Source organism: Roseicyclus marinus (assembly GCF_036322625.1).
Lineage (GTDB): Bacteria > Pseudomonadota > Alphaproteobacteria > Rhodobacterales > Rhodobacteraceae > Roseicyclus > Roseicyclus marinus_A.
Window position 1 is genome coordinate 524011 of record NZ_AP027266.1, and the last position, 22708, is coordinate 546718.

Below are 22708 nucleotides of genomic sequence, written 5' to 3' on the forward strand. Positions count from 1 at the left end.
ATGAGTTTTGGAGAGAATATCGACGAGCTCATCAAGAAGAGCACGAACGGTCTACATTCGGCACACCCGACATGGGAGCGTGTGCGGATTGGAGAAATTGCATCTCTAGTAAACGGCTTCGCGTTCAAGTCGAACGGCTTCAATGAAACAGAAGGGATGCCGATTGTAAGGATTCGAGACGTGACAAAAGGTGAGCCCGGCACCTTCTATCGCGGCTCAATTGACGACCCCAAAATGACTTTCATTGAGAATGGCCAAATTGCTATCGGGATGGACGGCGACTTCAATTGTCGAGTTTGGAGGGGTGGTCGTGCGCTGCTCAACCAACGAGTTTGCACTCTGGAGGCACATGAACAATTCTACTCGCAACAATTCTTGGCTTGTGCGCTTCCTGGCTATCTGAAGTTAATCAACGATCACACATCTTCGGTCACTGTGAAGCATTTGTCTTCGCTGACGGTGCGCGACATCGCGATGCCTCTCCCACCCCTCAACGAACAGCATCGCATCGTTGAGAAGATTGAGACGCTGTTCGCCCGATTGGACAAGGGCGAAGAGGCGCTGCGCGACGTGCAGAAACTGCTTGCCCGCTATCGCCAGTCCGTCCTGAAGGCCGCCGTCACCGGTAAGCTCACCGGCAGCGACCCGGCGACATGGAAGTCCGTAACGCTCGGTGACCTGCTCGAAGACATTCGCTATGGCACGGCGAAGAAATGCCGCGCGGACGTAGAAGGGGTTGCGGTTCTCCGCATCCCGAACGTTGCAAACGGCGAGATCGATCTGCGGGACCTGAAATACACCCAGCTGAATGATCGCGAGATAAGGACGTTGGGGCTCAAGAAAGGAGATCTGCTGATTGTCCGCTCAAATGGGAGCGCGAACCTGGTCGGACGCGGTGCCGTTGTGAGCGACGACGCCGTCGGTTTGGCCTTCGCCGGATATCTGATCAGGTTGCGCTTGGACCGGAAGCGGTTGGTGCCGGACTTCCTGCAACTGGTTCTGAGTTCCCCGGTCGTGCGGGCGCGGATCGAGCGTCAGGCAAGGTCGACAAGCGGGGTCCACAACATCAACAGCGGAGAGGTTAAGGCCATCGCCTTCGACCTTCCGCCTGTCGACGTTCAGGCCCAAATCATCGAGTTGGTCGACGAGCACATGGAGAAGACCGGCGACTTGGAAGCGTGGTGTCAAACCGAACTCGCCCGCTCCGCCGCCCTTCGCCAGTCCATCCTTAAGGACGCCTTCGCAGGCCGCCTCGTCCCCCAGGACCCCACCGACGAACCCGCCGCCGCCCTGCTCGCGCGGATCAAGGAAACCCGCGCCGCCGCGCCTGGAAGAACAAGACGAAAGGCCCGAGCATGATCGACGATTTTGTTGGAGCCGAACCATCTCCCCTGGCCCTTAAAACGGCGCAGATTGGTCGATGCGGTGAACTTCTGGTGCAGTTTCTTCTGTTGAAACTCGGGGTGGAGTCAGCGCCAATGACAACTGACTCCGGTGTCGATCTGGTTGCCTTCTTGCCCGAAAGCGGTCAGTCGATCACGATTCAGGTCAAGTCGAACCTCCAGCCGAAACGAAACGGCAAGCGCGGTAAGCTTGAGCTGGTTTGGGCTTTGCCCAAGTCTTGCCCTGCCCAATTCATTGCCTTGACCGATCTGTCGCGGGAGAAGGTCTGGTTTTTTAGCAAGAACGAGTTTGCTGGTGTAGCTCAACAAGAGACGAAACAGGGCCTGTTGCGATTTTACATGCACTTGGAGAAAAGACAGCGGAAGACAGACCGCCCAGCGGATGAACATGAATTCGAGGGCTTCCTGTTGGAGAACCGGCCTTTGCCGCTTTTGGCTTCGCAGGTCACATTAAGCGCATCGGAAACAGGGTCCCTTTAATGACCAACGAACAGCTTGTCTCCAAGGTCTGGAATTATGCCCATGTTCTGCGGGACCAGGGCGTGTCCTATGGCGATTACATCGAACAGATTACCTACCTCCTCTTCCTCAAGATGGACCAAGAGCGCGAGGAGCTGTTGGGTGAAAGCTCGGCCATCCCCCCGAAATGGAGCTGGGCGCAGCTTGCTAACAAGGACGGCGACGCGCTGGAACTCCAATACCGCCACACGCTCGAGGCGCTGGCGCGCGAGGACGGACTGATCGGAACGATCTTCCGCAAGGCGCAGAACAAGCTGTCGGACCCGGCCAAGCTCAAGCGCGTGGTCAGCCTGATCGACAAAGAGGGCCCCTGGATTGGCCTTCAGGTGGACGTGAAGGGCGAGATTTACGAGGGCCTGTTGGAGCGGAACGCCTCGGAGGTGAAGTCAGGGGCCGGACAATATTTCACGCCACGCCCGGTGATCGAGGCCATGGTCGAATGCATCGACCCCAAGATCGGGGAAACCGTCTGCGACCCTGCATGCGGAACGGGCGGCTTCCTCCTTGCCGCTTACGACCACATGAAGACCCAGACGCAAGACCGCGAAAAGCTGCGCGCCCTGCGCCACACGGCCTTCACCGGCGTAGATATCGTGGACGAGGTCGTCCGACTTTGCGCCATGAACCTCTATCTGCACGGCATCGGCAACGGCGGCAGTCCAGTGGTGCAAAGCGATGCTCTTGCCAGCGATGGTGGGGACCGTTTCAAGATCGTGCTGACCAACCCGCCCTTCGGCAAGAAGTCGAGCTACAAGGTCGTGGGCGAGGATGGCACCGTCTCGACCGAGCGGGAGAATTACGAGCGCGAGGATTTCAAGTTCACCACCTCGAACAAGCAGTTCAACTTCCTCCAGCACATCATGACCATCCTTGAGGCGAATGGGCGGGCTGGTGTGGTGCTGCCCGACAACGTGCTGTTCGAGGCCGGTCGGGCCGGTGAAGGCATCCGCAAGCGGCTTCTGGAGGGGTTCAACTTCCACACCCTCCTGCGGCTGCCGACCGGCATCTGGTATAGCCCCGGCGTGAAGGCGAACGTCCTGTTCTTCGACAAGCGCCCAGCGTCGCGCGAGGTGCAGACCAAGGTGCTGTGGGTCTATGACTACCGGACGAATGTCCACAAGACGCTGAAGACAAAGCGGTTAACCCGTGCCGATTTCGACGACTTCGTCACCTGCTATCGGGAGCGGAAGGAAACCGAACGGTTCCGGTGCTTCACCTACGAGGAACTTGTCGCGCGGGACAAACTGAACCTCGATATTTTCTGGCTCAAGGATGACAGCCTAGAAGACATCGACAGCCTGCCCGCTCCCGATGTTCTGGCATCGGAGATCATGGACAACCTCGAAGCCGCTCTCGAACAGTTCCGCAGCGTCGTCGGTGAACTGGCCGGCACCCCGGAATAATCCGCCTCATAGATGCGAGAGCCGCAGATAGATTAGCAGGTCCGCGCTGTCCCCCCGGTGCGGGTAAGCCTTTCATCGAACCGACTCCGTTGTCACCACGTAACGTCGATGACGCGACCATCGCTGTGCTGGCAGAGTCCCACCCCCCCGAATGAGGTAAAGCCGGAACTGTCTGCGTAGTTCATCTGGCACCTCATCGTTGACCCCCGGTCGCCCATTAGAACCGCGACGAAGTTCCCGTTGGTGCTCGACATGAAAACCGTCCCGGTCCCGCCTCCGGCGAAGACAGTTCCAACCCCACTTGTTGCACCGGCGTTGATGGCCTGTCCGGAGAAGTTCTCACCATCAACTGTCGTTTGGTAGAAGTCGCGGTCGAACCCTTGCTCGTACTGAAACTGCACCGGAGTGCCCTCTCCTCGGATGACACCCTGCATGGTGCCACCGCAAGCAGCGATGCCGAGGCAAAGGGCAGAGAGAGCTAATGGGCGCAATTTCATTGGACTTCTCATGTTCGATTTTTCTTGCGGCGAGTATGTCCTTCGCCACCGAAAGGGCAAGAAATTTGGGTCGTTCGATAGAGTATACCTCAGGGGACACTTTGGGAGGTGGCCGATAGGGTGTCCGTAAGGGTTGACTTGGAATTTCGGACAGCACATCCAACGGACATAACCCGTTCGTACACCCTCCGAGGACACCATACCATGACCGCGATCTTCTATGCCCGCGTCTCGACCTCCGACCAGACGCTTGACCACCAGGTGGCGCAGGCCCGGAAGGCAGGCTTCACGATTGATGAGGTGATCGCCGACCACGGGCAATCCGGCGTCTCCACCATCCTCTCGGAGAGACCCGAGGGGCGCAGGCTCTTCGACAAGCTCCGCCGTGGAGACACCCTAGTGGTGCGCTGGGTGGACCGCCTCGGGCGGAACTATCAGGACGTGACCGACACCATCCGGCACTTCATACGGCAGGGGGTCACGATCAAGACCGTCATCAACAGCATGACCTTCGACGGCGCGACCACAGACCCCACCCAGCAGGCCGTCAGGGACGCGCTCATCGCCTTCATGGCGGCCACCGCTCAGGCTCAAGCCGAGGCCACCAAGGAGGCTCAGAGGGCAGGTATCGAGCATGCCAGGGAGACTAAGGCAGAGGCCTACCGGGGCCGGAAGCCGAGCTATGACCGGACGCAGCTTGCGCTTGTCAGGGACATGACGGGCACCGGAGCGGGCACCTCGGAGGTGGCCCGAGCGACGGGCCTGAGCCGCCAGACCGTCCTTCGCATCCGGGGAGACATGGCGGAGGCCGAGGCGGCACTTGCCCGCTGGGGTCTGTGACGCGGGCGAGGGTTCTTGTGAGATTAACCCACACATCAGCCCCTATCTGATGTGAGGTATACCTTAAAGGTTATGCGACGGTTCTCTGCTCATTATGGCCATGAAGGGTATTACACCCCCATCACTCCCTTCATCAAACTCCTCAACAGGGGTGCCCACTTAGGCAATTCACACCCCAAATCATTGCGAACAGAGCGTCAGCCTTCCCGAACGCCCCCCTGAGTTTGCCACCAACAAGCTCCTGGGCTCCAGTCTTTAGCTTCCCCCAAGCCCCGCGAAGCAGGTGCATCCGAGAGGCCCTCAGCTATCCCTGGGGTCTTTCATAACAGTGGGGTGGGGTGAGGTGTCCCTGTGCAGAAGGCATGGCCTTGGCCACCGCCGGTCCCTTAACACGGGTGCCGGTTCTTTGCGCGCATGGATCGAGAAACCCCAAGCCTCGCATTCTGCTCGTAGCCGGGGATACCCCGCAATCACCTCCCCGTCTTCGCTCCCTGATAGCCCCAAGCTTTCGCGTGAGTGGGGGTGTGGTCAGTTCGAAACGCACCTTCACACAAGGAATACAGGCACATGACGAATGCAACCACCACCGCTACGGGGGTAGACGCGCAAGGCCGCGCCTTGGTCATCGAGATCAACAAGCGCCCGCCGAGGCGAACAGGGAGACCCATGGAGCTACGGTCCAAGTATCGTCATGACCTTTGCCGCACCATGGCCCGCGTCCTGCCCTCTGAGTTCACCGAAGACCACCTCAAGGGGCCCCAATGGGTCGCCATTCAGGTGCGCCCCGAGGTGGCCGCTCTGGCCCGCCTTCTCGCACAGCACCACACCGCCCACGCGGCGCGCTCCGAGGTCTCCGTCGCGGAGGTCATGAACGCGCTTGTTGAGGCAGGTCTCCCGGTCCTCCTCAGGCGGGACGGATGGCGGGTGCCGGGGGCGAGGGTCTGACATGCCGGGGACCGAAGCGAGTCTCTAGGGGCCCTTCTAGCGCGTCTGCGGGGCATCCTCGGACAGAGGCACCCTGCCCAGCACTCTTTCACTTCCTCCATCACCATGACCACCGCCTCCACCAAAAGGGAATTGCCGACCATGACCCCTATGGCCGACCACGACGGTTGCCCCCTCTTCGGGGAATCCTTTACCCATAAGGTCCTCGACTTCGAGGGTATCTCCATCGACGTCATCGAGTCCGAAGGTCGCCTTTGGCTCTCGGCCCCGTCAGTCTTCATGGCTCTTGGGTTCGAGGTGGACGGGGGCGGAGGAGGCTTCAACCGCCGCCTTCGTCGCGTCTGTCACCCCGACATTATCAAGGTCGAGGAGACCACCTTCCGGTTCACCGATGGTCGCCGCAATCGGAGCAGCCTCATCAGCCCGAGGGCTGTGACGATGTTTGCCGAGGCGAAGACCAAAGGCCGGAACCCGATAAAGGCGAATGCCTTCGTCGCGTGGATGGAGGCGACCCTGCTTAACGGTAAGACCGTGGAGGAAGTCTCACCGGCGAGAGCACCTCAGATCACTCTTGAGCCCACCTTCCGGGAAGTCACCAAGGTCGCCGACCAGGATGAAGCCGGAAGGCCTCTCGACCCTCTTCGACCTGATGGACCGTATTGGGGCTGTGGTCACTTCGGCCCGCTCATGGACGGAGAGATCAACTTCGAGGGAAAGACCCTCTGGTGGAATGATGCTACCGCGCAGATACCTCCCATCAACCTCGACGATGTCGATGACGTTTGCCTCATCGACGAGACAGATGTCTTCTAAGCGGTCAAGGAAACAAGGGCTCCCTGGAGATACCCCGCACAAAATACCCCGCATTCCCTATAGAGGTATATACTCACGGGAGCGCCTGGTTTCCTCGACCTCGGCATCCGCCGAGATGACAACCCACCTCTAACTGCCTGTGGTCGCATCCCCATGAGGGACGCCTTCGTAACGAAGGTCCAACTCATCCTGCTCGGCTCGTGCAGCCCTGGCATCTCACCTCGACATTAGTCTTGCGACCATGGTCTTCAAGCCGGAGGTGATGCACCCCGGTGAACAAGACGCTGGGACATGCGGACATCGCGTTTCGCAGAAATGGTCGAACGGTCGTCGTCATCCCGCTGATCGGTCTCACGTCTCTTACGGAGTTGCATCGACCCAATGGCTGACCAGAGCACTCGCGCCTCACCATCTGTAATCCACACCGCTGGCTCGTCCCGACCTACTTTGCGGCGGCCAAACCAATCGGTTAAATCCACATTGGTCCAGTCCATGAAAGCGGGCTTAGAATGAAGGTTTAGATCACGGCAGGTGCTCATTTGTTTGACTGGGTGATCTTTCTCCAGATGCCATTCAGGTCTGTGGCTGCAAAGAAGCCCACAACTGCCCCAAGGGGACCGAACAACCAGACTCCGTTTATGCCACCGCCGCCTCCAAAGACGACACCGGTGCCTGCTCCGAAGAAACAGCCAAGTAGGGCTCCAACAACCGCCCAAGCGAGTCTCGCCTTCATCGCCCTCTCCACTTGGTCAGAATAGCTAGGTCAGCTTGGTCAGGATGGCCAGCTAAGGCATTGATTTTAACTTGTATTGGGGATTTGGTGGAGCCTAGGGGGATCGAACCCCTGACCTCTTGCATGCCATGCAAGCGCTCTCCCAGCTGAGCTAAGGCCCCATCCTTGGGTCGATGGGGCGCGTACGCCCCGTCGAGTGGTCGGCGGTTTAAGCGAGGGCGGGGGGGCGCGCAAGGGAAAAACGCATCGTTTTCCGCCCCCGCGACCCGCCCTGTCCGCGGTCAGTCGTCGTCGTTTCCGGGCACGTCCGCCAGGTCGTCGAGCGCGACGGTATCGCCGTCATCGTCGTCGTCCAGAACGTCATCATCGTCGATATCGACATCGGCATCGTCATCATCGAGCTCGATGTCGTCGTCGAGGACCAGATCCTCGTCATCGGTCACAAGATCCTTGGCGGATTTCTTGTCGGCCTTGTCGGCCACGAGGCTGCGCCCACCCTTGCCGGTGTCGAGCGTCACGACCTCCCCGGTGTAGGGGCTGATGATCGGCGTGCGGCCAAGGTCATAGAACCGCTTGCCGGTGGTGGGACAGACGCGCTTGACGCCCCATTCCTCTTTGGGCATTGCACCCCCTCAAAATAACTCTGCGGTATCGCTGGATGCGGTCGTCTGCCATAGTGCAGGGATGGTGTCAAACCCCGTCCGCGCGGGCCATGTCGCGGGATGGAAAAGACGGGCAATCCGGTGTCGAAAACGCGCAGTCTCACCCATGTCCTGCCCGGCGATCCGCCGGTCGAGGTGGCGCTGCGCCGCTCGGCGCGGGCCACGCGCTACAGCCTGCGCGTGTCGCGTGCGGATGGCCGTGTCAGCCTGTCCCTGCCGGTCTGGGCCTCGGAGGCCGAGGCACTCGATTTCCTGCGCGCGCGCGAGGATTGGGTGCGCCATCACCTGGCCGCCGCACCCTTGCCCGCGCAGGCCCGCATCGGGGCCGACGTGCCCGTTTGCGGCGTGCCGCGCCCTGTCGTGGCTGGGGCGGGCCGCGCCGCGCGCTTTGCCGATGGCGTGATTTCCGTGCCGCCCGGTCCCCGCGAAGGACCAAGGATCAAGGCGCTTCTGACGGCGCTTGCGCGCGAGCGCCTGACGCGATCCGTGGCCACCCATGCCGCGGCCTTGGGGCGGGCCCATGGCCAGATCACGCTGCGCGATCCCAAGAGCCGCTGGGGCAGCTGTTCCTCCAGGGGCGATCTGATGTTCTCGTGGCGGCTGATCATGGCCCCGCCCGCCGTTCTGGATTACGTCGCCGCCCACGAGGTCGCGCATCTAGTCGAGATGAACCATTCCGAGGCGTTCTGGCGGGTCTGCGCGCGCCTGCGCCCCGATTTCCGCGAGCATCGCGACTGGCTCAAGCGCAATGGCGCGGAGCTTCAGGCGCTGCGATTCGATCTGGCGGACGAATGTCGCTGAACCCGCGCCCGACCGAAACCGGCGCCGCCGTCGCCCATGACCGCGTCTATCGCGCGCTCCGGACCCGGATCATGCATGGCGAGGTGGGACCGGGCGAGGCGATGACCTTGCGCGGTCTGGGGCAGGAATTCGGCGTCTCGATGACGCCTGCGCGCGAAGCCGTGCGGCGGCTTGTGAGCGAGGGGGCGCTGTTTCTGTCCGCGTCTGGTCGCGCCTCCACGCCTGAGTTGTCCAACGAGCGGATCGAGGAACTGGCGGCGCTCAGGGCGCTTCTGGAACCCGAACTGGCCGCCCGCGCCCTGCCGCGCGCGCATCCCGCGCTGATCGAACGGATGGAGGCGATCAACGCCACGATCGGACAGGCGATCGCGCGGCGCGACGCCGTGGCCTATATCAAGCGCAACCTCGAGTTTCACCGCACGCTCTACCTGCGCGCGCAGGCCCCCGCGATGCTGGCCCTGACCGAAACCGTCTGGCTGCAGTTGGGGCCGACGATGCGGGCGCTTTACGGGCGGCTGAACCGGACGGAACTGCCGCAGCATCACCGGCTGATCGTGGCAGCACTCAAGGCCGGGGACGAGCCGGGGTTGCGGCTGGCCGTCAGGGCCGATGTGACGCAAGGCTTGCGGCTTTTGGCGGGGTAGGACCGGGGGTCGTTCATTGTGCGCCATTGGTTCGAGAACAATGGACGACGCCCCCGGACCGCCGGGATATTTTTGAAACAGAGAAGGGGGTTAGCCCCGTTCAAGAATGGATCGGCCCATCGCCGCAGGCCAGTGCCGCCTCGCGCACCGCTTCGGAATAGGTGGGATGCGCGTGGCAGGTCATGGCGAGATCCTGGGCGCTGGCGCCGAATTCCATGGCGACGCAGATCTCGTGGATCAGGTCGCCCGCCATCGGGCCGATGATATGGGCGCCGAGGATGCGGTCGGTTTCCTTGTCGGCGAGGATTTTCACGAAACCGTCGCCTGCGAAATTCGCCTTGGCGCGGCCGTTGCCCATGAAGGAGAATTTGCCGACCTTGTAGGAACGCCCTGATTTCTTGAGGGTTTCCTCGGTTTCGCCGACATTCGCCACCTCGGGGTGGGTGTAGATCACGCCGGGGATGACGCCGTAGTTCACATGGCCATGCTTGCCTGCGACCACCTCGGCGGCGGCCATGCCTTCATCCTCGGCCTTGTGGGCGAGCATCGGCCCGGTGATGGCGTCGCCGATGGCGTATATACCCTTGATATTCGTGGCATAATGGCTGTCGGTCGCGATCTGGCCGCGGTCGGTCATCTTGACGCCGAGCGCCTCGAGGCCCAGTCCGTCGACATAGGGTTTGCGGCCCGTGGCGACGAGGACGGTGTCGGCTTCGACGCTGTGGGTGCTGTCGTCCTTGCGCAGTTTGTAGGTGACTTTCGCCTTGCCCTTGGCGGTTTCCACCGACTGGACGGCGGCCCCGAGGGTGAAGCCAAGCCCTTGTTTTGCCAGCAATCTCTGGAAATTCTTGGACACTTCGGCATCCATGCCGGGGGTGATGTGGTCGAGGAATTCGATCACCTGCACCTCAGCGCCCAAGCGGGCATAGACGGAGCCAAGCTCGAGCCCGATGACGCCTGCGCCGATCACGACCATGGACTTGGGGATCTTGGGCAGTGAGAGCGCGCCTTCGGAGGTGACGACGATTTTCTCGTCCACCTCGATGCCCGGAAGGGTCGAGGGCGTGGAACCCGTTGCAATGATTATGTTTTTCGTCTCATAGGTGGTGTCGCCGACCTGCACCTTGCCGGGTGCGGGGATCGAGCCCCAGCCTTTCAGCCAGTCGATCTTGTTCTTTTTGAACAGGAATTCGATGCCCTTGGTGTTCTGGCCGATCACGTCGTCCTTGTAGGCGAGCATCTGTTTCCAGTCGACGGTGGGCGCCTTTCCCTTGAGGCCCATTTTCGCGAAATTGTGTTCCGCTTCATGGAGTTGGTGGGAGGCATGCAGGAGCGCCTTGGAGGGGATGCAGCCGATGTTGAGGCAGGTTCCGCCGAGCGTCTCGCGGCCCTCGACGACCGCGGTCTTGAGGCCGAGTTGCGCGCAGCGGATGGCGCAGACATAGCCGCCGGGGCCGGAACCGATGATGATGACGTCATAGCTGGACATGGGGTCCTCCTGTCGGGAAACGGCTGTCGTGATCCTGTCGTGAAGCCGTAGTGTATCTGTAGTGCTTGCGTAGTTACACCGGAGACCGGGGAAAAGGTGTCATCAAGCCGCCCCGAAGAGCGCCGCGAGCAGCATGACGAGGGTGGCGATCCAGCCCACGGCCCAGATCAGGCTGCGCCATGGCGCGAGCCCCTGCGCATAGGCCGGGATGTAGAGGATGCGGGCGACGAGATAGGCGTGCGCGCAGAGTTGTGTCAGCGTGCTGGAGCTGTCCGACAGGGTGACGACCATGACCGCGATGCCGAAGAGGATGAGCCCTTCGAAATGGTTGTTCATGGCGCGCTGCAGGCGGCCCGCGACCCCGGTCAGTTCGATCTTGTCGTCGCGCGGGCCCATGGCGGCCTTTGACCCCGCCTGCGCATTCCCGGCGATGGAGTAGAGCACCATCTGCACCATCTGCAGGAGTGCGGCCAGGGTCAGGACGTAGAGCTCGGTGGTCATGGGGGGCCTCTTTTTGCGTGGTGCCGGGGCGCGGTGCGCCTGAAGGCGCACCCTACTCCAGTGAGGTCCGGGGCGGCGTGGTGCGCCTGAAGGCGCACCCTACTCCGGTGAGGTCCGGGGCGGCGTGGTGCGCCTGAAGGCGCACCCTACCCCAGTGAGGTCCGGGGAGGCGTAGGGTGCGCCTTCAGGCGCACCGCCAAACGCGATCACAGGTCCATCAGCAAGCGGCGGGGATCTTCCAGGGCTTCCTTCACGCGGACGAGGAAGGTCACCGCGCCTTTGCCGTCGACGATGCGGTGGTCGTAGCTGAGCGCCAGATACATCATCGGGCGGATGACGATCTGGCCGCCGATGACCATGGGGCGATCCTGGATCTTGTGCATGCCCAGGATGCCCGATTGCGGCGGGTTCAGGATGGGCGAGGACATGAGCGAGCCATAGACCCCGCCATTGGAGATCGTGAAGGTGCCGCCCTGCATCTCGGCCATGGACAGCTTGCCATCCCGCGCGCGGCGGCCTTTTTCGGCGATTTCCTTTTCAAGTTCGGCAAAGCTTTTCTGGTCGGCATCGCGGATCACGGGCACGACGAGGCCCTGCGGCGTGCCCGCCGCGATCCCCATATGGACGAAGTTCTTGTAGACGATGTCGGTGCCGTCGATTTCGGCGTTGACCTCGGGGACCTCGCGCAGCGCGTGGCAGCAGGCCTTGGTGAAGAAGGACATGAAGCCCAGCCGCACGCCGTGCTTTTTCTCGAAGAGGTCCTTGTATTCGTTGCGCAGCTCGCTGACGCCGGTCATGTCCACCTCGTTGTAGGTGGTGAGCATCGCCGCCGTGTTCTGCGCATCCTTGAGGCGCTTGGCGATGGTCTGGCGCAGGCGGGTCATCTTGACCCGTTCCTCGCGCGCGGCATCCTCGGCCGGGCTGGGCGCGCGGGGGGCGGCTGCGGGGGCGGGGGCGGGCGCTGCGGCCTGCGGGGCGGAGGCGGCCTTCATCACGTCTTCCTTCATGATCCGGCCATCGCGGCCGGTGCCGGTTACCTGTGCGGGCGTAAGGCCCTTTTCCGCCATCAGCTTTTGCGCCGAAGGGGCGTGTTCGATGTCTTTCTTGGCCGTAGCCTCGGGGGCGGCGGCGGCGGCGGGGGCTGCTGCGGCCTGCGGTGCGGGGGCGGCAGCGCCGGAGGCCCCGCCGATCACGGCCAGTTTGCCCGATGCCTCGACCGTCGCGCCCTCGGGCGCGAGGATTTCGGTCAGGATTCCTGCGGCGGGGGCGGGCACTTCGACCGAGACCTTGTCGGTTTCCAGTTCGCAGAGCATTTCATCCTGCGCGACGGTATCGCCGACCTTTTTGAACCAGGTGGAGACCGTCGCCTCGGTCACGCTTTCGCCCAGCGTGGGGACCATGACATCGACGGCCTTGCCACCCGCATCAGTGGGGGCGGCGGCAGGGGCGGATGCCTTGGCCGGGGCGGCGCCTGCACCTTCGCTGAGCGTGGCCAAGAGCGCGTTGACGCCCACGGTTTCGCCTTCGGCGGCGATGATGTCGCCGAGCGTGCCTGCGGCGGGCGAGGGCACCTCGACCGTGACCTTGTCGGTTTCCAGCTCGCAGAGCATTTCATCGACCGCGACGGCATCGCCCGGTTTCTTGAACCAGGTGGCGACGGTGGCTTCGGTGACGCTTTCGCCCAGGGTGGGCACGCGGACTTCTATGGACATCTTCTTACCCTTCGATGGTCAGCGCATCGTTCACGAGCGCGGTCTGTTGGGATTTGTGCTGGCTGGCCAGACCCGTGGCGGGCGAGGCACTGGCCGCGCGCCCGGCGTAGCGGGGGCGGGTGTGTTTCGCGCCGATGCGGGACAGGACCCACTCGATATTCGGTTCGACGAAGGACCAGGCGCCCTGGTTCTTGGGCTCTTCCTGGCACCAGACGATCTCGGCCTTCTTGAAGCGCTCGAGCTCCTTGGTCAGCGCGAGCGCCGGGAAAGGATAGAATTGCTCGAGCCGCAGGAGGTAGACATCGGTCAGGCCACGGGCGTCGCGTTCCTCGAGCAGGTCGTAATAGACCTTGCCCGAGCAGATCACGACGCGGCGGATCTTGTCGTCCTTGGCGAGAACCGTGTCGGAGTGGCCCTTTTCGGCATCGTCCCACAGAACGCGGTGGAAGGAGGAGCCGGTGGTGAAATCCTCGTCATCCGAGATCGCGAGCTTGTGGCGCAGGAGCGACTTGGGCGTCATCAGCACCAGGGGCTTGCGGAAGGTCCGGTGGATCTGGCGGCGCAGGATGTGGAAGTAGTTGGCGGGCGTCGTGCAATTGGCGACGATCCAGTTGTCCTCGGCGCACATCTGCAAGAAGCGTTCGAGGCGGGCGGAGGAATGTTCCGGGCCCTGACCTTCGAAGCCGTGGGGCAGGAGCATGACGAGGCCCGACATGCGCAGCCATTTGCGTTCGCCCGACGAGATGAACTGGTCGAACATGATCTGCGCGCCATTGGCGAAATCGCCGAATTGCGCCTCCCACATCACGAGCGCGTTGGGTTCGGCGAGGGAGTAGCCGTATTCGAAGCCCAGAACCGCATATTCGGAGAGCATCGAATCGATGACTTCGTAGCGCGATTGCCCCTCGCGGATGTGGTTTAGGGGGTAATAGCGATCCTCGGTTTCCTGGTCGATCAGGCCGGAATGGCGCTGGGAGAAGGTGCCGCGCGTGCTGTCCTGCCCTGCGAGGCGGACGGGATAGCCCTCGGTCAGGAGCGAGCCGAAGGCCAGGGCCTCGGCGGTGGCCCAGTCGAAGCCTTTGCCGGAGGAGAACATCTCGGCCTTTGTCTCCAGCAGGCGGGCGACCGTCTTGTGGAGGTTGAAGCCCTCGGGCGCGGTCGTCAGCGCGCGGCCGACCTCGGCCATGGTTTCGGGTTTGATGGCGGTTTCGCCGCGCTGGTAATCCTCGCCCTCGCGGTTGAGGTGGGACCAACGCCCGTCGAGCCAGTCGGCCTTGTTGGGTTTGTAATCCTTGCCGGCTTCGAATTCGGTGTTCAGGCGGGCCTGGAAGGCGGCCTTCATGTCCTCGATCTCGCCCTCGGGGATCAGGCCGTCCTTGACCAGACGCTCGGTGTAGAGCTGGAGCGTGGTCTTGTGGGTCTTGATCCGCTTGTACATCACCGGGTTGGTGAAGTTGGGCTCGTCGCCTTCGTTATGGCCGAAGCGGCGGTAGCAGAAGATGTCGAGCACCACGTCCTTGCCGAATTTCTGGCGGAATTCGGTGGCGACGCGGGCGGCGTGGACGACCGCTTCGGGATCGTCGCCGTTGACGTGAAAGATGGGTGCCTCGACCATCAGGGCGATGTCGGTCGGATAGGGCGAGGACCGGCTGAAGTGCGGTGCGGTGGTGAAGCCGATCTGGTTGTTCACCACGATATGCATCGTGCCGCCGGTGCGGTGGCCGCGGATGCCCGACAGCTGGAAGCCTTCGGCGACGACGCCCTGACCGGCAAAGGCCGCATCCCCGTGCAGGAGGACGGCCATGACGCGGCGACGCTCGGTGTCGCCGATCTGGTCTTGCTTGGCGCGGACCTTGCCCAGAACCACGGGGTTCACCGCCTCGAGGTGGGAGGGGTTGGCAGTGAGCGACAGGTGGACGGTGTTGCCGTCAAACTCGCGGTCCGACGAGGCGCCGAGGTGGTATTTCACGTCGCCCGAGCCGTCGACATCCTCGGGCTTGAAGCTGCCGCCCTGGAATTCGTTGAAGATCGCGCGATAGGGTTTGCCCATCACGTTGGCCAGAACCGACAGGCGGCCCCGGTGGGGCATGCCGATGACGATTTCCTGCAGACCCAGCGCGCCGCCGCGCTTGATGATCTGTTCCATCGCGGGGATCAGCGCCTCGCCGCCATCAAGGCCGAAGCGCTTGGTGCCCATGTATTTCACATGGAGGAATTTCTCGAAGCCCTCGGCCTCGACCAGCTTGTTGAGGATCGCCTTGCGCCCGTTCTGGGTGAAGGCGATTTCCTTGCCGTAGCCTTCGATCCGCTCTTTCAGCCAAGCGGCCTGTTCGGGGTCGGAGATGTGCATGTATTGCAGGGCGAAAGTGCCGCAATAGGTGCGTTTCACGATCTCGACGATCTGGCGCATGGAGGCCATCTGCAGGCCCAGCACGTTGTCGATGAAGATCGGGCGGTCCATGTCGGCTTCGGTGAAGCCGTAGGATTTGGGCTCAAGCTCGGGGTGCTGCGTCTGGTCGCGCATGCCCAGCGGGTCGAGGTCGGCCACCAGATGGCCGCGGATGCGGTAGGCGCGGATCAGCATCAGCGCGCGGATCGAATCGAGCACGGCGCGCTGGATCTGGGTGTCGGTGACGGCGACGCCCTTTTCCTCGGCCTTGGCCTTGATCTTGTCGCCTGCGCCCTTGATCTCGGCGGCGGCGACGGGCCATTCGCCGGTCAGGGCTGCGGTCAGGTCATCGCCGGGAACCGGCGGCCAGTCGCGCCGCGCCCAGGAGGGGCCCTGCGCCTCGGCCTGCGCATCGGCGGCGCTGTCGCCCATGGCGGCGAAGAAGTCCCGCCAAGCCTCGTCGACCGCGTTCGGGTCGCGGGCGTATTGTGCCTGAAGCTGTTCGAGATACGCCGCGTTATGCCCCTGCATGAAGGAGGAGGCGTGGAACTGGTCGTTGGAGCTCTGGTCGGTCATGGGTGCGCACCTGACTGGGGTTGAGCATCCCGGGCGGGGTCGTTCGCCGCCCGGGAGAGGGGTGGGTTGGGATCAGCCGATGGCCTTGAGCACGGCCTCGCCCAGGCCTGCGGGGCTGTCGGCCACGATGATGCCTGCGGATTTCATCGCCTCGATCTTGCTTTCGGCGTCGCCCTTGCCGCCCGCGACGATCGCGCCGGCATGGCCCATGCGGCGGCCCGGAGGGGCGGTGCGGCCCGCGATGAAGCCTGCGGTGGGTTTCCAGCGGCCCTTTTTCTTCTCGTCGGCGAGGAATTGCGCGGCTTCTTCTTCGGCGGAGCCGCCGATTTCGCCGATCATGATGATCGAATGCGTTTCGGGATCGCCGAGGAACATTTCCAGCACGTCGATATGTTCGGTGCCCTTGATCGGGTCACCGCCGATGCCGACGGCCGAAGACTGGCCAAGGCCCACATCCGAGGTCTGCTTGACCGCTTCGTAGGTGAGCGTGCCCGAGCGGGACACGACGCCGACCGAGCCGCGACGGAAGATCGAGCCGGGCATGATGCCGATCTTGCAGGCATCGGGGGTCATGACGCCGGGGCAGTTCGGCCCGATCAGGCGGGATTTCGACCCTTCGAGGGCGCGCTTGACCTTCATCATGTCCAGCACCGGAATGCCTTCGGTGATGCAGACGATCAGTTCCATCTCGGCGTCGATCGCTTCGAGGATGCTGTCCGCCGCGAAGGGCGGGGGGACGTAGATCGCGGTGGCATTGGCCTGCGTCGCGTGCTTGGCCTCGTGGACCGAGTTGAAGACGGGCAGGTTGAGGTGGGTGGAGCCACCTTTGCCGGGGGTCACGCCGCCGACCATCTTGGTGCCATAGGCGATGGCTTGTTCAGAGTGGAAGGTGCCTTGGGAGCCGGTGAAGCCTTGGCAGATCACGCGGGTGTTTTCATCGACGAGGACGGCCATCGTCTTTCTCCTTAAATCTTGTGCGGGTCGGAGGGCAGGGCGCGCTCCGAGCTGGGGGATTGGGCCGCGCCCGCCCCGGTGGGGGACGGCGCGCTGTCGGGCTGGGCCTGTGCGAGATGCGTGATCATCGCCAGGACGAAGAGACCCGCGCCCAGAAGGTGCAGCACCGACCAGATCCGGGACCGACGCAGGCCCGCGGACAGGGGGCGGGCCAGTTCGGGCTGGCCTGCCGTGGTCCCGTCCTGCGGGTGTTCATCGCTGATCTGGCTCAGGCGCATCGCGGGTGTTCCCGGTTCAGCCCTTGACCGCTTTCACGATCTTTTCCGCCGCGTCCGAGAGATTGTCGGCGGCGATGACGTTCAGGCCGGAGGCGTTGATGATCTCCTTGCCCTTTTCGACGTTCGTGCCTTCGAGGCGGACGACGAGGGGGACCTGAAGACCCACTTCCTTGACGGCGGCCACCACGCCTTCGGCGATGATGTCGCAGCGCATGATGCCCCCGAAGATGTTCACGAGGATGCCCTTCACGTTCTTGTCGGACGTGATGATCTTGAAGGCTTCGGTCACCTTTTCCTTGGTCGCCGATCCGCCCACGTCGAGGAAGTTGGCGGGTTCGGAGCCGTAGAGCTTGATGATGTCCATCGTGGCCATCGCCAGGCCCGCGCCGTTGACCATGCAGCCGATCTCGCCATCGAGCGCGATGTAGTTCAGGTCATACTTGGAGGCGGCGAGTTCCTTGGGATCTTCCTCGGTCTCGTCGCGGAGCGCCGCGATATCGGCGTGGCGGTAGACCGCGTTGCCGTCGAAGCCGACCTTGGCGTCGAGCACCTTCAGGCTGCCCTCGTCGGTGACGATCAGCGGGTTGATCTCGAGCATCTCCATGTCCTTCTCGACGAAGGCTTTGTAGAGGAGACCCATGAGGGCGACGCATTCCTTGACCTGCTTGCCTTCGAGCCCGAGGGAGAAGGCGACGCGGCGGCCGTGGAAGGGCTGGTAGCCGCTGGCCGGATCGACGGAGAAGGACAGGATTTTCTCAGGGGTCGCGGCGGCGACTTCCTCGATGTCCATGCCGCCTTCGGTCGAGCAGACAAACGAGATGCGGCTGGTCTGGCGGTCGACGAGGAGGGCGAGATACATCTCGCGCTCGATGCCCGAGCCGTCCTCGATGTAGATGCGGTTCACCTGCTTGCCGGCCGGGCCGGTCTGATGGGTGACGAGGGTGCGGCCGAGCATCTTCTTGGCTTCTTCGGCGGCTTCCTCGACCGATTTGGCAAGGCGGACACCGCCCTTTTCGCCGGCATCGGCTTCCTTGAACTTGCCCTTGCCGCGTCCGCCGGCGTGGATCTGCGCCTTGACGACCCAGAGCGGCCCGTCCATTTCGCCGGCCGCGGTCTTGGCTTCTTCGGCCTTGAGAACAACGCGGCCATCGCTGACCGGTGCACCGTATTGGCGAAGCAGCGCCTTCGCCTGGTATTCATGAATGTTCACGAAACTGTCCCGTCGTTGGTGGTGTTTCCATTGGCCTAAGCACAACCGAAGCGCGCAATAAACGGGCTTTGTGCCGCAGGACGGGGCTTTCCGGAAAAAAAGCGACATTTGTGATCACAGTCTGAAAACGTGTGATCACAAGATTTTCATGTTAGCGGTATGCAGCGGTATGCCGGGGGCGACTCAGGCCGGATCGGCCCCTGCCGCCCGCGCCGCGATGCGCAGCATCAGCTGCGTGGCGAGCGCCATGTCCTGCACCGAGACATATTCGAGCGGGCCGTGGACGTTCTGCATGCCGGTGAAGAGATTGGGGCAGGGCACGCCCATTTCGGTCAGCCGCGAGCCATCGGTGCCGCCGCGAATGACCGCTTCGATGGGGTCGTGGCCCATGTCGCTGAGCGCGGCGCGGGCGAGATCGACGGGGGTCATGTCCTCCTCCAGCCAGTAGCGCATGTTGCGGTATTGCGGCGTGATCTGCACGTCGATCCGGGCGCGGGGTTCGGTGGCGGCGATGGCGGCGCAGACCTGGCGGACCAGATCGCCCTTGGCCGCGAGCCCGTCGCGTTCGAAATCGCGCAGGATCAGGCGCAGGACCATCTGGTCGGCGCTGCCCTTCATGTCGATGGCATGGATGAAGCCCTGCCGGTCGGCGGTGGTTTCGGGCGTCATCGTCGCCTGCGGCAGGGTTTCGACGATGCGGGAGGCGAGGTGGATCGCGTTCACCAGCTTGCCCGTCGCCTCGCCGGGGTGGATCGAGACGCCGGTGACGGTGATCACGGCGAAATCGGCGGAAAAGGTCTCGTAGACGATCTCGCCCGCGTCGCCGCCGTCGAAGGTATAGGCGAAATCGACGGCCAGATCGGCGGGAAGCCGGGGATCGACACCGCGGCCGATCTCTTCGTCCGGGGTGAAGGCGATGCGGATCGTGGGGCGCGGCAGGTCGGGGTTGGCGATGAGGTGGCGGGCGGCGGTCATGATGATGGCGATGCCCGCCTTGTCATCGGCGCCCAGGAGCGTGGTGCCCGAGGCGGTCACGATATCCTCGCCGATCTTGGTGGCGAGATAGGGAAAATCCTGCGGCGACAGGGTCAGGTCGGGCGCGTCGGGAAAGCTGATCGCGCCGCCGTTGTAGCCCCGGATCACGCGGGGTTTGACGCCGGTGGCGTTGAACTGGGGCGCGGTGTCGACATGGGCCAGAAAGCCGATGGTAGGGCCGGGGGCATTGCCGGGGATGGTGGCGATGACCGTGCCATAGGGGGTTTTCGTCACATCCGCCGCGCCGATCTCGGCCAGTTCGCGGACCATCAGGTCGAGCATCGCGTGTTGGATGGCGGTCGAGGGTTGGGCGGGGCTGTCCATGTCGGACTGGCTGTCGATGGCGGCATAGCGGCAGAGGCGGGTTTCCAGCTCATGGTCGAAATCGCGCATGGGGTTTCTCCTGTCGGGTTGGGGGGATGAGGGGCGGGGGCCGTGGCCGATGTCAAGCGGGGTGATGTTTCGCTTGCCGGGCCGTGCCGTGAGCCACAGACTTTGCCCCGATGTGCAAAGGTATCGAGTGGAGGCGCGTATCGTCATGATCCCGAGACAGCTTTTGGTGGCGCTGGTCGCGCTGGGCCTGTTCCCTGCCGCTTCTGTCCATGCGCAGATGGATGGGTGGCAAACGATCCGTGATCCGTCGCGGCTGGGGCGGGGGCAGGCGGCCTGTTGGAGCCGGGGGGAGAACAGCGCCTGCCTGGTGCTGAGTTGCCGCGATGGCGGAGCTTTCGAGATCGGGTTGATGGCCTATGGCGGCAATTTCGGGTTGGAGCCGATGTTGCCCGTTTTCATCCGTGTCGATGGTGGGCCGGTTCATGCGCTGTCGATGAGCGTTCTGAGTGTGGTCGATATCCAGCATGCGGCGGTGCCCTATGACCCCGCGCGTCATGCTGCGCTGCTTTCGGCGCTGCGCAGGGGGCAGGTTGCCGAGATCGCGGTCTACGATCCGGCGTCGAACCCGCTGCCCTATCGGCTTGGCAACAGGCCCGCTGCGGTGGATGCGGCCATGGCGGGATGCGGTGCCGTGCCCCCGGCTGCGGCGGGGATGGGTGGCGGCACGCCCGCACAGGATACGGCGCGCTTCGTGCAGATCGATCCGGGGCTCGCCCATGCGGAGGCGACGGCGCTGGCCCGTGGGCTCTTGGCGGAGGTGCTGGCCCGCGAACCGGGGACGGATGTGGTGGCGAGCATCGCATTGCTGCCCGATGGTCGGCGCATCCTGGTTGCGGAACATGGGGTGAGCACGGCCAGTTACGGGATCACGGGGGTGGGCACCTATGTCTTTGTCGCCGATCCGGGCGGGCCGTTCCGGCAGGTCTATGCGACGACGGGGGTGAGCCTGTGGCTGGACCTGGCGCAGCTGTCGGAGGGGTTTCCCGATATCTGGGTGCAGCAATACCGGGGGGTGGCGCAGCCCTATGGACTCTGGCGGCATCTGGGCGGGCGCTACCAGCATCAGCGCAACGTGCCTGCTGGGTGAGGGGCGGAAAACGCGCGTTTTCCGTCTGGAAAAACTGCAGTTTTTCCAAGCGTTTTCCGCGAGGAAAACGCGCCCCTCAGGCGCGGAACAGCACCTGTCCGCGCGGCAGGCGGTCGGGTTGGCGGGTCAGGGACAGGCCAGCGGCATCGGCCATGGCGTGAAGCGCGGCTTGCGTCATGTGCCATGGCGGGCGGTCGGGGTGGGTGACGACGCCATCGGGTTGGCGCAGGGCGGCGCCGTCCTGCCCCTCGGGGGCGAGAAAGACGGTGAACAGAAAAACGCGGGGGGCAGGCCAGCGGCGCGCGATCTGTGCCAGCGCATGGGCTGTCTGGCCCGGCGGCAGATGGGTGAAGAGGCCAAAGGCCATCAGGTAATCCACGTGATCGGGCAGGTCGGGAAAGGAGAAATCGGCATCCTCGACCAGATGATCCTCGGGCAATCTGCCCGGATCGGGCAGTTCGACGGCGCGGCCCCTGAGCATCAGGGCGCGGCTGGCATCGGTGGCCCAATACTGGCCGGGGGCGAGGTACAGCACCGCCTTGCAGCCCAGCCGCAGGGAGCCCGCGCCGATGTCGAGGAGGCGGTGGTGGGTCTCCATCCCATGGGCGCGCAGAAGCGCCAGTTGCAGGCGGCCGATTTCTTCCCACCGGCCGCCGACGATATCGCGGTGGCGACCGTCACTGAGCGCGCGGTCGTAGAAACCGGGGACGAGATATGGCGAAGGGGGACGGGTCATCGGATCTGTCAGATAGATCCGGCGAGCGTCACGGCGCGCGAAAACTTGCGCTCCTTCAGGATGAAATGGTCCCCGACCTTTTTCATGTGATCTTGCATGAAGCGGGGGGCCTCTGCCGTGATGTCCGGCGCGCCTTCGACGCGGCCCTTGGGGTTGAGCAAGCTGTTCAAGGCGAATTTGTCCGGACTTGTCCGCCAATGCGCCCCTTGTTCGGGTGTCTGGGTGCTCGCATAGACGACATGGTTGCGACGTTCCTGCCGGAGAAGTGCCGTATCGCGGTCGACGAAACGCAGATGCATCGTGGCCAGATGGGGAACAACCGGGACATCGCGCCCTTTCAAGGTGTGCAATCCCGGCGTGAATTCCCCGGCCATGCCTTTCCAGATTATGGGTTTGGTCGACCCCCCGTGCAAGAAGCCCCAGCTGCGCTGTCCGGCCAGGGGTTCGGTGGGGTCGAAGGGTTTCTCGGTCGACCATTCATGCACGGGCAAGACGCCGATCGGGGAGACAAAGGGCGATGGGGCCGCTGCCAGCAGGTCGTCGAGCGGAACGGAGCGGGCCTCGCCGATGGGGGTGACGATTTCGTCCACGTCTGACGCGATCACCGTGGCGTGACGTTCCAGAAGTCCGGCGGCGATGGAGGAGAGCAGGCTGGCCTTGTATCTGTCGGAGAACGGCCCGGCAGGCAGGCGCAGCAGGCTGCAAAGGGGATCGAGCCCCGTCTGTCGGAGGATAGCGGCGGTATCGACCGCTTGGGAGGCGTCATCGATGATGTAGAAGCGCGGATCGTCGAGGTGGCGCGCGTAATGCGTCAGCCAATGGATCAGGAAGCAGTCTTCGTCCTTGACCATCGTCAGGAGGCCGACGCTCTTGTTTGCGGCGTTGAAGGTCTTGCCGTTTGCAAGCGGCGCGAAGTCGGGCCTTGACGGGCGGAGGCGGCGTGCGAGGTTTTTTGCGAAGGTCAACACTGTCGGGCAATCATCAAGACCAGAATACGCACGAGGACCCGCAGGGATGGATCGCAGGGACGGCAGGGTTCCACCGTCGCGCCCGGTGAAGTTCGGGCCGGAAAACGGCAGGCGGCACGG

General features: G+C 63.5%; 21 protein-coding genes and 1 tRNA gene. 9 read left to right on the top strand and 13 right to left on the bottom strand.

The window, feature by feature from the left end; genetic code table 11:
* From AABA51_RS02540 to AABA51_RS02550, 3 genes are read left to right on the top strand one after another with little or no spacing between them, the layout of a single operon-like run.
* On the top strand, window positions 1-1359 hold the full coding sequence (locus tag AABA51_RS02540) for a restriction endonuclease subunit S (RefSeq protein ID WP_338274103.1): 1359 nt from the start codon (window positions 1-3) through the stop codon (window positions 1357-1359).
* A complete protein-coding gene (locus AABA51_RS02545) occupies window positions 1356-1883 on the top strand; it encodes a hypothetical protein (RefSeq protein ID WP_338274105.1) in 528 nt (175 codons plus the stop codon). The genes AABA51_RS02540 and AABA51_RS02545 overlap by 4 nt, the downstream gene beginning before the upstream one ends.
* Window positions 1883-3325 carry a type I restriction-modification system subunit M gene (locus AABA51_RS02550; protein WP_338274107.1) on the top strand — a complete coding sequence of 481 codons (1443 nt, stop codon included), beginning with the start codon at window positions 1883-1885 and terminating at the stop codon, window positions 3323-3325. Before AABA51_RS02545 ends, AABA51_RS02550 begins: the two co-directional genes overlap by 1 nt.
* A gap of 92 nt (window positions 3326-3417) precedes the next feature.
* Here AABA51_RS02550 and AABA51_RS02555 read toward each other — a convergent pair whose 3' ends face one another.
* On the bottom strand, window positions 3418-3759 hold the full coding sequence (locus AABA51_RS02555; protein WP_338274109.1) for a hypothetical protein: 342 nt from the start codon (window positions 3757-3759) through the stop codon (window positions 3418-3420).
* Window positions 3760-4026: 267 nt separating this feature from the next.
* On the opposite strand from AABA51_RS02555, the gene AABA51_RS02560 reads away from it, so the two are divergent.
* From AABA51_RS02560 to AABA51_RS02570, 3 genes are all read left to right on the top strand, one after another.
* Window positions 4027-4662, top strand: a complete 636-nt coding sequence (locus AABA51_RS02560) for a recombinase family protein (RefSeq protein ID WP_338274111.1) — start codon at window positions 4027-4029, stop codon at window positions 4660-4662.
* Window positions 4663-5229: 567 nt separating this feature from the next.
* The gene (locus tag AABA51_RS02565) at window positions 5230-5607 is read left to right on the top strand and encodes a hypothetical protein (protein WP_338274113.1); all 378 of its coding nucleotides are present in this window, start codon (window positions 5230-5232) and stop codon (window positions 5605-5607) included.
* Between the two features lie 150 nt (window positions 5608-5757).
* Window positions 5758-6420 carry a hypothetical protein gene (locus AABA51_RS02570; protein ID WP_338274115.1) on the top strand — a complete coding sequence of 221 codons (663 nt, stop codon included), beginning with the start codon at window positions 5758-5760 and terminating at the stop codon, window positions 6418-6420.
* A gap of 818 nt (window positions 6421-7238) precedes the next feature.
* On the opposite strand, the gene AABA51_RS02575 is transcribed toward AABA51_RS02570, so the two are convergent.
* A tRNA-Ala gene (locus tag AABA51_RS02575) sits at window positions 7239-7314 on the bottom strand.
* Window positions 7315-7434: 120 nt separating this feature from the next.
* Window positions 7435-7776 carry a TIGR02300 family protein gene (locus AABA51_RS02580; protein ID WP_338274117.1) on the bottom strand — a complete coding sequence of 114 codons (342 nt, stop codon included), beginning with the start codon at window positions 7774-7776 and terminating at the stop codon, window positions 7435-7437.
* 99 nt (window positions 7777-7875) lie between these two features.
* On the opposite strand from AABA51_RS02580, the gene AABA51_RS02585 reads away from it, so the two are divergent.
* Both AABA51_RS02585 and AABA51_RS02590 read left to right on the top strand, forming a co-directional pair.
* Entirely contained in the window at window positions 7876-8616 is a 741-nt protein-coding gene (locus AABA51_RS02585) for a M48 family metallopeptidase (RefSeq protein ID WP_338274119.1), read from the top strand.
* Window positions 8607-9260, top strand: coding sequence for a GntR family transcriptional regulator (locus AABA51_RS02590; protein ID WP_338274122.1), 654 nt, complete (start codon window positions 8607-8609; stop codon window positions 9258-9260). Before AABA51_RS02585 ends, AABA51_RS02590 begins: the two co-directional genes overlap by 10 nt.
* Before the next feature lie 100 nt (window positions 9261-9360).
* Here AABA51_RS02590 and lpdA read toward each other — a convergent pair whose 3' ends face one another.
* The 8 genes from lpdA to pepT all read right to left on the bottom strand — a co-directional run bounded on the left by lpdA (window position 9361) and on the right by pepT (window position 19797).
* Complete coding sequence (gene lpdA, locus AABA51_RS02595) at window positions 9361-10749, bottom strand: dihydrolipoyl dehydrogenase (RefSeq protein WP_338274126.1); 1389 nt, start codon at window positions 10747-10749, stop codon at window positions 9361-9363.
* Between the two features lie 102 nt (window positions 10750-10851).
* Complete coding sequence (locus tag AABA51_RS02600; RefSeq protein ID WP_338274129.1) at window positions 10852-11250, bottom strand: MAPEG family protein; 399 nt, start codon at window positions 11248-11250, stop codon at window positions 10852-10854.
* Window positions 11251-11456: 206 nt separating this feature from the next.
* A complete protein-coding gene (gene odhB / locus AABA51_RS02605) occupies window positions 11457-12962 on the bottom strand; it encodes a 2-oxoglutarate dehydrogenase complex dihydrolipoyllysine-residue succinyltransferase (protein WP_338274131.1) in 1506 nt (501 codons plus the stop codon).
* A gap of 4 nt (window positions 12963-12966) precedes the next feature.
* Window positions 12967-15927 carry a 2-oxoglutarate dehydrogenase E1 component gene (locus tag AABA51_RS02610; RefSeq protein WP_338274133.1) on the bottom strand — a complete coding sequence of 987 codons (2961 nt, stop codon included), beginning with the start codon at window positions 15925-15927 and terminating at the stop codon, window positions 12967-12969.
* Window positions 15928-15999: 72 nt separating this feature from the next.
* Entirely contained in the window at window positions 16000-16881 is an 882-nt protein-coding gene (gene sucD, locus AABA51_RS02615) for a succinate--CoA ligase subunit alpha (protein ID WP_338274135.1), read from the bottom strand.
* Between the two features lie 11 nt (window positions 16882-16892).
* Window positions 16893-17159, bottom strand: coding sequence for a hypothetical protein (locus AABA51_RS02620; protein ID WP_338274137.1), 267 nt, complete (start codon window positions 17157-17159; stop codon window positions 16893-16895).
* A 16-nt stretch (window positions 17160-17175) separates the two neighbouring features.
* Window positions 17176-18369: an ADP-forming succinate--CoA ligase subunit beta gene (gene sucC / locus AABA51_RS02625; RefSeq protein WP_338276404.1), complete on the bottom strand. Its 1194-nt coding sequence runs from the start codon at window positions 18367-18369 to the stop codon at window positions 17176-17178.
* A gap of 183 nt (window positions 18370-18552) precedes the next feature.
* Window positions 18553-19797, bottom strand: coding sequence for a peptidase T (pepT, locus tag AABA51_RS02630; protein WP_338274139.1), 1245 nt, complete (start codon window positions 19795-19797; stop codon window positions 18553-18555).
* 145 nt (window positions 19798-19942) lie between these two features.
* On the opposite strand from pepT, the gene AABA51_RS02635 reads away from it, so the two are divergent.
* Window positions 19943-20884 (top strand): hypothetical protein, encoded by a 942-nt coding sequence (locus AABA51_RS02635; protein ID WP_338274142.1) that lies wholly within the window; start codon window positions 19943-19945, stop codon window positions 20882-20884.
* Window positions 20885-20960: 76 nt separating this feature from the next.
* Here AABA51_RS02635 and AABA51_RS02640 read toward each other — a convergent pair whose 3' ends face one another.
* Both AABA51_RS02640 and AABA51_RS02645 read right to left on the bottom strand, forming a co-directional pair.
* Window positions 20961-21620: a class I SAM-dependent methyltransferase gene (locus AABA51_RS02640; RefSeq protein ID WP_338274144.1), complete on the bottom strand. Its 660-nt coding sequence runs from the start codon at window positions 21618-21620 to the stop codon at window positions 20961-20963.
* A gap of 8 nt (window positions 21621-21628) precedes the next feature.
* Complete coding sequence (locus tag AABA51_RS02645; protein WP_338274145.1) at window positions 21629-22471, bottom strand: hypothetical protein; 843 nt, start codon at window positions 22469-22471, stop codon at window positions 21629-21631.
* Between the last annotated feature and the right edge of the window lie 237 nt (window positions 22472-22708).